The organism is Polaribacter sp. 2405UD43-2, assembly GCF_058147125.1.
On record NZ_JBYVJX010000016.1, the window covers coordinates 1 to 11,989 of the forward strand.

Here is an 11,989-nt window from a genome sequence, read left to right on the forward strand (position 1 = left end):
ATATTTGAAAAAAGGATTCAACTCTAAATTAGTTAAACCCTCTGAAATTCTAGTTACACAAAATTTTGGATAGTGTCTTTTCTTTTTTTTCTTGAATATTCATTCTCCGAAATTATTCCGTTTTTGAAAGCAAATTCAAGTTTTGAATTCATAATGTTAGTTTCTGTTTCGTCTAATATTTTTTCTAATTCAGATTTGTAATTTATTCTTATTTCAGATTCTTCTCGTTCTTTTTCTTTTGTATTTATTATTCCATTTTTTAATGATTTACGGATTGCTTTAATTCTATTCAAAGCAGATTTATTCAGTTCTTTAATTTTTATTTTATATTCTCCTTTTATGTCTAGTAATTTATTTGACTGACTTAAAACAATTAAAGTGATATGAAATTCAAGAAAACTTAAAAACCACCAAATAATTCCGTTTCGACCCAATTCAGAAGCTTTTTTCGACACAAAAGTTGCAATAATTACTTTTAGTATCAAAATTGTAATTCCGAACATCGAAGAATTATAAAATTCCGTAAATGAGTTTTTTACGATGAAAAAAGTTATTAATAATCCAACAAATAAAATTATTGCTGTGAACAATAGATTTTCCTGTTTTTCGTAAAATAGATTACTAACTTTTAACTTACTTTCAGCGTATGCAACTGAACTTATAAATAAGATTAAAAATCCAAATACAATAATTAAGTTTATTGCATTTATAGATGTTTCAAAATTTTGCATTTGGTCGGTTTTGTATTATTGGCAACGTGTAAACTGATATGACGTCGTTTCAATGACTTATATCAGAAGTTAAACGAAGTTAGCAGACAGATTTTTTTTTAGAAAGTCAAGTTTATTAATTTGCTTTAAAAGGAAAAATTTTAAACAATATTCAATTTAGAAAAAGATTTATTTAAAATTGCAGCATCATCTACTTGTAACCATTTGTCTAGAATTGTAGCGTAAATTTCTCTAAAGTCAATTTCGTATTTAAGATTCCCGTTTTTATCTAAATCACCTAAGTTTGGCAAATTATTATACAAACCTTGTTTTTTTAGATTTTTTCCTATCACAAAAACATTGTTTGCGGTTCCATGATCTGTACCTTTAGATTCGTTTTGTTTTACACGTCTGCCAAACTCAGAAAAAGTAAGAATTAAGACATCTTTAAAAGTGTTACTTTTTTCTAAATCATCAACAAAAATGGCCATACTTTCTGCATATAATTTTAACAATCTTGCTTGCGTATTTGGCTGATTTGCGTGTGTGTCAAATCCGCTTAAACCTGCATAATAAACCTGAGTTTCTAATCCTGAATTTATAAACTGAGAAATGGTTTTTAATTGTTTGCCAAATAGGTTTTTTGGATATGCAGCAGCAGTACTTTTGGTCTTACTTTTTTCAAAAATATGTTTTGCAGACGATTTTGCCTCAATCATTGTATTGTATAAATATCCTAAGTTGTGTTCGCTTAAATGCGCATCATTATAATTGTTTACAACGTTATTAAAAAATGGCGCACGCATAGAATTATAAAACATTTTTGGGTTGGTAATTGCCAATCCGTTTTTTGTTTTTCCTTTTAACATTAAAGACAAACTTTGGTCAACTTCTATGGCATTATAAGGTTTTCCGTTAGTAAAATCTAAATAACGTCCTACCCAACCATTTTGTAAATACTGATTGCTATCGCTAGCAGTTTGCCAAATATCTGTAGCTCTAAAATGCGACAAATTTGGGTTTGGATACCCCACATTGTTTATAATACTTACAAAACCTTGGTCGTACATTTTTTGTAATGGTTGTAAGCTTTTATGCAGCCCAACTTGGTCTGTAATTTTAAATAAATTGTTTGGTTGTATGGCAATGTTATTTCTTTGCTGATAATAAATATCGTTGTTAAAAGGAACAACTGTGTTAAGTCCGTCATTACCACCTTTTAGCTGAATAATGACCACTTTTTTATTGCTGAATGTTTTGGTTGGTTGCTGCTCAAAAGCTTTTAAAAACTGAGGCACAAAAAACATACCTGAAGCAAAAGTTGTCTGTTTTAAAAAATCTCTACGTTTCATAATTTTTAAAATTTAGCAAAGTTGATATTCAGGTAAACTCATTAATTGTACAACATAATTCTGTTTAGAAAGTTTTTGATTTCTTTCTAACATTTTTGCGGTTCCTTTATTCAGTTTTGTTGTTATTACTTGGTGAATTAAATCTTTATGAGATTCATTTTTGTGATTTTTTTCAAAAGAACGCCAATCTGCAGCTACTTTTATAAAAGCTTGTTTTCTTAGTTTTTTGCTTTTAAAATTGGTAATCATTGTTTCTTCATCACCTTTTTCTGAATACGCAATTTGAGCATTATTTAATAATATTGATGGCAATCGTAAACGTGTAACAATAGTGTTGCTATCAATCCAATTTCTACCAGTTTTCCAACCTGCAACATTGGGCGGTTTCATTAATACTTGTCCTAATAATTTTTGAACAAGTAAAATTTGCTTTGGTTTTTTAAATTGATAAGGCACAACTGTATTAATACCTACTAAAAATTCTATTGGCGATTTTATTTTTGTGCCAATATTATCAGCATCATAAAACCATTTAGAAAGCAAAATGTAACGCATTAAGTTTTCTATACTATAATCTCTATAGAAAACTTTAGTCATTTTTTTTATATGTTTTTTATTGATGTTGTCATTTACAAAATAGGTATAGATTTTTTCTGAAATAAATTTTGCACACTGCTTTTTTTCTAAGATGATGTCTATAATATCATCACCAGAAAAATTACCAGTTTTACCAAAAAAAGTTTTATCGTTTTTATCATAATGTTTTTTTCTAAGGATAAAATCCCCATTCAATTTATGATTGTAACCTGTAAAAGCTCTAGCAGCTTCTTTAATGTCTTTTTCTGTATATTGATCTTGCCCTAGTGTAAAAAGTTCCATTAATTCTCTAGCAAAATTCTCATTCGGACTTTTTTTTCTGTTTTGTTTGTTGTTTAAATAGTTAAGCATTGCTGCTTCTTTAGAAATGATTTTGGTGAAATCTTTAAAATTACCCAATGCATTTTTGCGTAAAGTATTGTTGTATTTCTGAACGTATAAAATATTTTTGTTTTCGCACACAAAATGATTTGCCCAAAACAAGGTCATTTTTTCTCTTAGAATTTCTGATGGATGATTTAGTTGATAAAACCAAGCGTTAGAAAACTCAAATATCTTTTTTCTACTGATTTTTTGAAGTTCTCTCCTCTTCTCTTTGTTTTTTAAATCACTGTATGTTAAACATTTAAGATAAGAAGTATCAACTTTTATTTTTGTTGTTTTTTTAGAAGAAATAAACAATTCTTCTACCACTTCCTTTTTACTTTTTTTTGATAATCGTTTTAATTCTTTAAGAGAAATACCAAAACCAATTCTGTTATATAAGTGTTGTATATGTGCAGATTTCATACCGTTAAGACTAATTAAACTATAAATAGTTTAAAATTTAAACTTAATATTTCTTTCAGCATAAAATCCAATTTTTTTATATAGAACAGTCTAAAAGTAGTTGTAAAAACAAAGTTATTGCTAAATATAGAAATACATTTTACTTTTTTATGGTAAAATAAAAGTAAGCAGTTACCCGTTGTATCTTGTATATCAGCATTTTTTAATAGCTGTATTTTTTATTAACTTAATTATTTTATTTATGAAAACTTTTCCCCTAAAATTAACTAAAGACAGTTTAAACAAATTTATAAACGTCTTTTTTATCTTACTTTTTTTATTATTCTCAATCAATCAAAAAATTTTTTCTCATGGAACTGTAATTAGCCCAGCAAGTCGTGTTTGGAATTGTTATCTAGAAAATCCAGAAAGACCAACTTCTGCAGCTTGCATTGCTGCAGTTATTTCTTATGGTACTCAACCATTATATGATTGGAATGCAATTAGCCAACTAGAAGCTAATAGTAAACATATGTCTCTAATAATGAATGGTAATTTAGCCAGTGGCGGTAATCCTGATAAATATGGAGGAATGGATCAAGTACGTTCAGATTGGGTAGCAACTCCTGTGTCTCCTGGAGCTTTTACTGTTACTTGGAAAAATTCTGCGCCACACGAAACAGCCTATTACGAAGTGTATATTACAAAAGAAAATTGGACTCCAGACCAACAATTAACATGGCAGAGTCTTGAGCTTCTTGTTAGAACAAACCCAAGCGAAGCTGCAAAACGTGTTGATATTCCGGTTACTTTACCATCAAGAACAGGCAAACATGTTATTTACAGTATTTGGCAGAGATCTGATAGCCAAGAAGCTTTTTATTCTACGAGTGATGTAGATTTTGGTAGCACTTTGTTAAATGATAATTTTGAACACTCTCAATTTAATTTAAAACAAAATTATCCAAATCCTTTTTCTTCAGAAAGTAGAATTAGTTATAATTTAAAGAAAGATAGTTTTGTAACTATAAAAGTATATGATATAGCAGGCAAAGAAATTTATACATTAACCAATAGTTCTCAATCTCCAGGTGAATATGAAGTAACTTTTAATGGAGGAAATTTAAGTAGTGGTATTTATTTTTTAGTTTTTAAAGCTGATAGTTTTAGGCAATCATTAAAAATGGTTATACAAAAATAAGGTTTCATTATCTTTTATTTTAAATATACAAACGTCACATCGAAAGATGTGACGTTTGTATATTTAAAAAGTAATTTCTTTCTTTTACAAATCAAACTTTATGCCTTGTGCTAAAGGTAATTCGTCTGAATAGTTTATAGTGTTTGTTTGCCTTCTCATATATATTTTCCAAGCATCAGAACCAGATTCACGTCCACCACCAGTTTCTTTTTCACCTCCAAAAGCACCACCAATTTCAGCACCAGAAGTACCAATATTTACATTGGCAATTCCACAATCTGAACCCGCATAAGACAAGAATTTCTCTGCTTCTTTCATTTCATTGGTCATAATTGCTGATGATAAACCTTGAGCAACTCCATTTTGTTTATCAATCGCATTTTCTACTTCTCCTGAATATTTCATCAAATATAAAATTGGTGCAAAAGTTTCATGTTGTACAATATCAAAATGATTTTCAGCTTCAATAATTGCTGGTTTTACATAGCAACCGCTTTCGTAACCTTCTCCTTCTAAAACACCGCCTTTAACCAATACATTTCCTCCTTCTGCTTTTGCTTTTTTAATAGCGACTAAATAGGTGTTTACAGCATCTTTGTCAATTAACGGACCAATATGATTTTTTTCGTCTAACGGATTTCCAATAGTTAATTGTTTGTAGGCACCCACAATTGCATCTCTTACTTTATCGTAAACCGATTCGTGAATAATTAATCTTCTTGTTGATGTACAACGTTGTCCACAAGTTCCAACAGCACCAAAAACAGCACCAGGAACTACCACTTTTAAATCCGCAGAAGGCGTAATAATAATGGCATTATTTCCTCCTAATTCTAATAAAGATTTTCCAAAACGTTCTGCAACTGTTGCTCCTACAGTTCTACCCATTCTTGTAGATCCAGTAGCAGAAACCAAAGGAATTCTAGAATCAGTAGTCATCATTTCTCCAACTTTATAATCTCCGCTTATAATACAAGAAATACCTTCTGGTAAATTATTTTCTTTTAAAATTTCTGCAATAATATTTTGGCAAGCAACAGCACATAAAGGTGCTTTTTCAGAAGCTTTCCAAACACAAACATCTCCACAAATCCACGCTAAAGCTGTGTTCCAAGCCCAAACAGCAACCGGAAAGTTAAAAGCTGATATAATACCAACAACACCAATTGGATGCCATTGTTCTCTCATTACGTGTCCTGGTCTTTCAGACGGAATGGTTTGTCCGTTTAATTGTCTTGATAAACCCACTGCAAAATCACAGATGTCAATCATTTCTTGAACCTCACCATAACCTTCTTGCAAAGATTTTCCCATTTCGTAAGAAACTAATTTACCTAAGGGTTCTTTTAAGTCTCTTAATTTGTTTCCAAATTGACGTACAATTTCACCTCTTTGCGGAGCTGGCATATCTCTAAAACTTAAAAAAGCTTTAGTAGCTGTTTCCATTACTTTGTCGTAATCTGCTCTTGTTGTAGTTTTTACTTTTCCTATTAATTTTCCATCAACGGGAGAATAACTTTCTATAACTTCTCCGTTAGAAAAATTATTTGAGCCAGTAGAGGTTCCGTTATTTATTTCTTTTAAACCTAATTGTTGTAAGGCTTCTTTAATTCCAAAATCAGTCATTTTGCAGTTACGTTTAAGTTGTTTAAATTAGAAGAACGAAATTACAAATAATTTTACATATTTATAAATTAAACAAAATCTATTATTTTTGTTTAAAATCAAACAAAAAATGAAAAAAATAAGCCTTCTTATCGTTTTATTATCTGTATTAATTAGTTGTAACTCATCAACAAAAAAGAATAATTCTGACACGAATATTCATCAACAAAAAAAAAGAAATGATTTTGCTATAATTATACATGGTGGAGCTGGTACAATTTTAAAGAAAAATATGTCTGATGAAAAAGAAGCTGCCTACAAAGCAAAATTAGAAGAAGCTATAAAAGTTGGACATACTATTTTAAAAAATGGTGGCACTAGCCAAGAAGCAGTAATGAAAACGATTCAAGTTATGGAAGAATCACCATTATTTAATGCTGGCAAGGGAGCCGTTTTTACTTATGAAGAAACCAACGAATTAGATGCTTCTTTTATGGATGGAAAAACATTAAACGCAGGAGCTGTTGCTGGTGTTACAAATGTAAAAAGCCCCATAGAATTAGCAATAAAAGTAATGACAGACTCAGATCATGTGATGCTTTCTGGGAAAGGAGCATCAACATTTGCAAAAGAAAAAGGATTAGAAATTGTAGACCCTAGTTATTTTTATACAGAAAGACGTTTTAAATCACTTCAAAGAATTAAAAACAAAGCTAAAACAGAATTAGACCATAATGATAAAAAAGCGGCTTTTTATGATGCTGATATCAAAAACGCAAAATATGGAACTGTTGGTTGTGTTGCATTAGATAAAAATGGAAATATTGCTGCTGGAACTTCTACTGGAGGAATGACTAACAAACGCTGGGGAAGAATAGGAGATTCACCAATTATTGGTGCTGGAACTTATGCAAATAATAATACTTGCGGAGTTTCATCTACGGGTTGGGGAGAATATTTTATAAGAAATCAGGTTGCTTATGATATTTCTGCTCAAATGGAATATCAACAAAAAACATTAAAAGAAGCTACACAAGATGTGATTCAAAATAAATTGACAAAATTGGGTGGTACAGGAGGAGTTGTTGCTTTAGACAAAAACGGAAATATGTCTTTTGAATTTAATACTGCTGGTATGTACAGAGCTTCTATGAATGATAAAGACGAATTAATTGTAAAAATTTACAAAGAATAAGCCAACCACTTTTCTGGAAGAGGTTTTAATTCTAGTTCTATAGGTTCAGATTTTAGTTTCTTTTTAATTCCTAAACGCGATATTTTTGGAATAGATAAGTTAATATTGTTTCTTTTATTTATTATTTTTAACACATCGTCTATAGATCTTTTTGTGCATAAAACCAAACTATTCATCATTGCATTAGATTCTATTTCTAAATCAAAAAAATCTGTAAAATATTTTGGCTTACCATCTTGGTAAATTACCCATTGAGTAGATTTTTTATTGCTAATTTCTATAACTTCTTTTGTTCCACTTAGGGTTTTGTAGGTAGTCGTTAAAAATGTCATTTTTCTTTTTTTAGGGGTTAAACAATACACAAATTTACTTATTAGTTTGAATTGATTATTATTTTTTTAGTTAAAACTTTTAGTACTATTCGTTTAATGCTACAAAGTAATAGTTAAAAGGTTAAAATTTATATTTTAAGCCAGTATAAATACCAATTTGAAAAGGCGAAAAACCATTAGCTTTATTCCTAAAAGTATTTAATTGGCCTTTAAACATTGGATTAAGATTAACAGACCATTTTTTATTTACTTGGTAATTAAAATCGAAGCCAAAGTTTCCACTAAAATTAATATTGTTAAGGTTGTTAGCTTTTCCTTCTTTTAATAAAAATGGAGTATTTAAATTCACTTCATTTTTATTTAAAAATAGCGAACTAAAACCTATAACAGCATGAGTGTTAAATTTTTTACTACTAAAAAAATTATATTTTATTTCTAAAGGAATTTCTATATAACCAAACGTTTGGTTTAAGTCTCCATTTAAATTAGCGGAATTGATAAGAGAACTTTGATTAGATTTTCCTGTACTATCAAAAGAAAAGGACGCATCGTTTTTAAAAGTAACAGCAGAAGTCTTTGTTGAAGCAAGAGAAATTGCTGAGACTTGATTGTTAACATAACTCATTTTTTGAGAATGAATTCCGGTTTTAACAGTCCATTTTTTATTAATTTGATATTCTACTTTTATACCATAAGAAAAAGAACTTTTACCAATGGTAGAGTTTGATAAATTTTTATCTATTGGAGATGTATTTGAAAAAGAATTAGATTTTAAAACACCAAAAACAGGAGAAAAAGCCCATTTGTTTTTTATCTTTTTTGTAATAAGAATTGTATCTTTTTTTTCTATATATTTAGTAATATCTACTTTTTTTCTGGTTGATTTTTTTTCTACTTTCTTAACATCTTGACCATTCATTTTTTCTTTTTTGATAGCGTTATTTTTTCTCTTTTCTTCAGAAATAACAATTTCTTTTTTTTCTGAAACTGTTTTTTCTTCTTTAGAATTATTGGCTAAAAAAATCTTTTTCATAGCTTTTTTTGTGCTAACTAATTTCTTTGTTTCATTATTTTTTTGAAGTGTATTTTTTCTTTTTTTATTAGCAATTAGCACTTTTTCTCTAACAGTATTATTTTTAATTGTAGTATCTGTTTTATGCGTAATTATGGTTTTATTTTCTTTTTTTGGAGCTTCAGTAATTATAGTTTTAGTGTTCTTTTTATCTAGAATAGTTTTATCATTAGAAAAAGGAAAGAACAACAAACCCAAAATAAATATTGCCGCAATTCCGCTAGTAAACCACCAAATTGGTAAAATGCGACGTTTTTTCTTTTTAAGTTTAGATTCGATAGCATTCCAAACTCTTTTGTTTGGAGTTGCCTCCAAATTTTTGAGTTTTTCTTGAAACAATCTATCGATATTATTTGGATTCATAAACTATGCTTTTTTCGCTTTTTTTTGATACAATTCTAACTGTTCTTTTAAAATTTTTCTTGCTCTAGACAGGTTAGATTTTGAGGTTCCTTCAGAAATTTTTAATAATGTAGCTATTTCTTTGTGAGAATAATTATCTAAAACATATAAATTAAAAACCAACCTGTATCTATCTGGTAATTGCTGAATAAAACGTAACAATACATCTAAATTAACAGTTGTGTTTTCTAAATCTAACTCCTCAAAATTATCATTATTTGGTACTTCTTTTACAATCTGTAAAGGTGTTTTGTTTCTATATTTTAGTATTGCTGTGTTTATGGTAATTCGTTTTAACCAGCCTTCAAAAGAACCTTTATTTTTATACTGATTTATTTTATCAAAAATGGTTAAAAAACTATCTTGTAAAGTGTCTTCTGCATCTTGTAAATTTTTAGAATATTTTAAACATAACGTAAAAAGAACATCAGCATATAATTGATATAATTCTGATTGAGCAGCCAATTCTTTTTGGCAACATTTTGCTATGAGTTCTTTTAGTTTGATATTACTAATTTACAGGAACTGTAACTTCTTCAAAAATATTTTTACCATTACTATCTTTTCCTTTCCAAAACTTAAATAAATAGTCTTTTTTTTGTCTAACCTCTACAATAATTTTGTATTCTTTTTGAGTAGTTACTTCTTTACAATCTTTATCTAATGAAACAATTGCATTTACAGCCACAATTCTTGCGGTATCTTGGTATGCGTAATAAATATTGTTAAAATTATAACAACTGTTTTTTAAAGTGTATTTTACTTTAACAGTGTCTTTTTCTCCGTAAGTAAAAGACGTAGGAGTTGTATACGAATCTATAGGTAAATATTCATATTTAAAATTGAAATCATCTTTGTCGTTTAAACAAGAAGACAAAATAAAAATGCTTACTAAAAGTGTGATAATTTTCTTCATAATCTTTTGTTTTTTAATAGTTTACAATTACAGAACCATTATAGCATTTTATGCTTTTTGGTTGATTAGGAATATTGCAAGTAGAAACAATGCCCCATTTTATATTAAATTCTTTTTCTGCTTTTGTATAGGTTGCTACTTTTTTCAAAAAAGCGGTTGTATCAATTTTTTTAGAATAGGGTAAATAACCTTGCGGGCCACCACAAGCTTTTGATCCATAAGCAGTAAATGTCCAATCTGCATCATCTGTACAAGGCTGATTAAATGCTAACTTATAAATTTCATCATATAAATTTATAAGTTTTCTATGGTCTTTTTCTTGCTCAGTTACTTCTCTTTTTACTACCAATTTATCTTTTGTGAGTTCAATAATTCTCCAGCCAAAACTGTTTAAATAAGATTGTGTAGAAATTTCTATAAGGTTGTTATTAAGTTTCCAATTACCATTAATATTAAAAAAAGTTAAAGGAGGTGTGCCACACCAACCAGAAGAACGTGTTATAAAACTACCATCAGCTTTAAATAAAACACCATAAGCTTCTTTTGGCAATTCATTTCCTCGTTTAAAAGTTATTTTTTCATCATTATAAGTTGCATCAACCCAAGCACCAATTAAAAAATTATCTGAATCTATATTTGGTTCATTGCTTTCGCAAGAAACTATGGTTGCAAAAACGAATAATAATAAGATGTTTTTAAGGTTCATAATTTATATTTTTAATTCGGTAATTTTTTTGAGGTTGTTTTAATTTTTGAAATAATTTTAACTAAAGTTAGTTCTATTGAAGATGCATCTTCTGGTGGGTTTTCTATATGTTTTTCTGTAACTAAAACTTGATACTCAAAACCCTCTTCGTAATTAAAACCTTTAATTGAATTATATAAATAACTCCAGTTTTGTCCTTCTTTTTCTTTAATTAATAAACACTTTTGTAAACCAACGCCAACACAATCTGTTTTTTTTGAAGCTATGAAAAGTAGTTTTTCATTTTCTTGTAAAGTATTACTGTTTTCACAGGATAAAAAGAAACAGCTGATCAATAAAAACAACAAACTTTTTTTCATAATTTATCTTTTAAGAATATAAGCAATATCATCTACAGAAATGCCATAATCTATAGTTAAACCTGCTTTTGTAAATTTAATTTCACCTTTTCTATTTTTAACTAATAAGTAATCCATTTTGTTTTCTGTTACTATTTTAAAAGGATAAATGCCACTTTGGTTATTAGTAAAACTTGGAACATTATATGTATCAAAAATATCAGCTTTATTTACAATGGTTACTGTTTCTTTTTTTAAATCGAAAGTCCAAGTTACATCACCTAAGTTGTAATTTTTAGGTTTACTAAAACCTCCAATAATTTGAGTTACATTCCATTTTCCGTCAATTGTATTTTCAATTTCTGTCTTATTTTCTGAACAAGAAAGAAATGAAAGAAAGATTGTTACGAATACTATTGTTTTTAATTTTCCCATAAAACAATTTTGTTAGTTGCATTTTTATCAAAATCAGGGCAAGTATTTAACCCTGCAATTCCGCCAAACTCGCAAATTTTACTGCCTTCGCAATTATAAACGGTTGTTAAATTATCTGCACAACCCACACATCCATCAATTAAAAAAACGGTTTTATTGTTGTATGTATATTGAATTATTTTTCTTTTTTGAAGAGAAAAAGAGGAAGAAGACAATTCAAAAGAACGTTTCATTTCTTTTAACCAAGTTAATTCTTCAAGAGGTTTATTTATGTTGCAAGTAGTGGTGTTTAATTCTTTTGTTTCACTACAAGAAATAAACAATACAATAGATATAATTGTAAAAAAATAGCTTTTCATA

14 protein-coding genes are annotated in these 11,989 nt (G+C 28.4%); 2 read left to right on the forward strand and 12 right to left on the reverse strand.

Going from position 1 to position 11,989, the window contains the following annotated elements; all coding sequences use genetic code 11:
* Positions 1 to 53: 53 nt before the first annotated feature.
* The 3 genes from ACY2RX_RS14165 to ACY2RX_RS14175 form a co-directional block, all read right to left on the reverse strand.
* Complete coding sequence (locus ACY2RX_RS14165; RefSeq protein ID WP_490104636.1) at positions 54 to 731, reverse strand: hypothetical protein; 678 nt, start codon at positions 729 to 731, stop codon at positions 54 to 56.
* 140 nt (positions 732 to 871) lie between these two features.
* Positions 872 to 2,062: a DUF1501 domain-containing protein gene (locus ACY2RX_RS14170; RefSeq protein WP_490104637.1), complete on the reverse strand. Its 1,191-nt coding sequence runs from the start codon at positions 2,060 to 2,062 to the stop codon at positions 872 to 874.
* A 12-nt stretch (positions 2,063 to 2,074) separates the two neighbouring features.
* Entirely contained in the window at positions 2,075 to 3,448 is a 1,374-nt protein-coding gene (locus ACY2RX_RS14175; RefSeq protein WP_490104638.1) for a DUF1800 domain-containing protein, read from the reverse strand.
* Between the two features lie 241 nt (positions 3,449 to 3,689).
* Here ACY2RX_RS14175 and ACY2RX_RS14180 point away from each other — a divergent pair, with 241 nt between their 5' ends.
* A complete protein-coding gene (locus tag ACY2RX_RS14180) occupies positions 3,690 to 4,628 on the forward strand; it encodes a lytic polysaccharide monooxygenase auxiliary activity family 9 protein (RefSeq protein WP_490104639.1) in 939 nt (312 codons plus the stop codon).
* 84 nt (positions 4,629 to 4,712) lie between these two features.
* Here ACY2RX_RS14180 and amaB read toward each other — a convergent pair whose 3' ends face one another.
* Complete coding sequence (gene amaB / locus ACY2RX_RS14185; RefSeq protein ID WP_490104640.1) at positions 4,713 to 6,254, reverse strand: L-piperidine-6-carboxylate dehydrogenase; 1,542 nt, start codon at positions 6,252 to 6,254, stop codon at positions 4,713 to 4,715.
* Between the two features lie 109 nt (positions 6,255 to 6,363).
* On the opposite strand from amaB, the gene ACY2RX_RS14190 reads away from it, so the two are divergent.
* Positions 6,364 to 7,428 (forward strand): isoaspartyl peptidase/L-asparaginase family protein, encoded by a 1,065-nt coding sequence (locus tag ACY2RX_RS14190; protein WP_490104641.1) that lies wholly within the window; start codon positions 6,364 to 6,366, stop codon positions 7,426 to 7,428.
* Here ACY2RX_RS14190 and ACY2RX_RS14195 read toward each other — a convergent pair.
* The 8 genes from ACY2RX_RS14195 to ACY2RX_RS14230 form a co-directional block, all read right to left on the reverse strand.
* Positions 7,416 to 7,760 carry a hypothetical protein gene (locus tag ACY2RX_RS14195; protein ID WP_490104642.1) on the reverse strand — a complete coding sequence of 115 codons (345 nt, stop codon included), beginning with the start codon at positions 7,758 to 7,760 and terminating at the stop codon, positions 7,416 to 7,418. The two genes, ACY2RX_RS14190 and ACY2RX_RS14195, sit on opposite strands and share 13 nt — an antisense overlap.
* Positions 7,761 to 7,881: 121 nt before the next feature.
* Entirely contained in the window at positions 7,882 to 9,195 is a 1,314-nt protein-coding gene (locus ACY2RX_RS14200) for a porin family protein (protein WP_490104643.1), read from the reverse strand.
* Positions 9,196 to 9,198: 3 nt separating this feature from the next.
* Positions 9,199 to 9,741, reverse strand: a complete 543-nt coding sequence (locus ACY2RX_RS14205; protein WP_490104672.1) for an RNA polymerase sigma factor — start codon at positions 9,739 to 9,741, stop codon at positions 9,199 to 9,201.
* Positions 9,742 to 9,745: 4 nt separating this feature from the next.
* A complete protein-coding gene (locus tag ACY2RX_RS14210) occupies positions 9,746 to 10,150 on the reverse strand; it encodes a hypothetical protein (RefSeq protein WP_490104644.1) in 405 nt (134 codons plus the stop codon).
* Between the two features lie 13 nt (positions 10,151 to 10,163).
* Positions 10,164 to 10,856, reverse strand: a complete 693-nt coding sequence (locus ACY2RX_RS14215; RefSeq protein ID WP_490104645.1) for a hypothetical protein — start codon at positions 10,854 to 10,856, stop codon at positions 10,164 to 10,166.
* A gap of 11 nt (positions 10,857 to 10,867) precedes the next feature.
* A complete protein-coding gene (locus tag ACY2RX_RS14220) occupies positions 10,868 to 11,215 on the reverse strand; it encodes a DUF4377 domain-containing protein (protein ID WP_490104646.1) in 348 nt (115 codons plus the stop codon).
* A 3-nt stretch (positions 11,216 to 11,218) separates the two neighbouring features.
* Positions 11,219 to 11,629, reverse strand: coding sequence for a hypothetical protein (locus tag ACY2RX_RS14225; protein ID WP_490104647.1), 411 nt, complete (start codon positions 11,627 to 11,629; stop codon positions 11,219 to 11,221).
* Positions 11,617 to 11,988, reverse strand: coding sequence for a DUF6970 domain-containing protein (locus ACY2RX_RS14230; RefSeq protein WP_490104648.1), 372 nt, complete (start codon positions 11,986 to 11,988; stop codon positions 11,617 to 11,619). Before ACY2RX_RS14230 ends, ACY2RX_RS14225 begins: the two co-directional genes overlap by 13 nt.
* Between the last annotated feature and the right edge of the window lies 1 nt (position 11,989).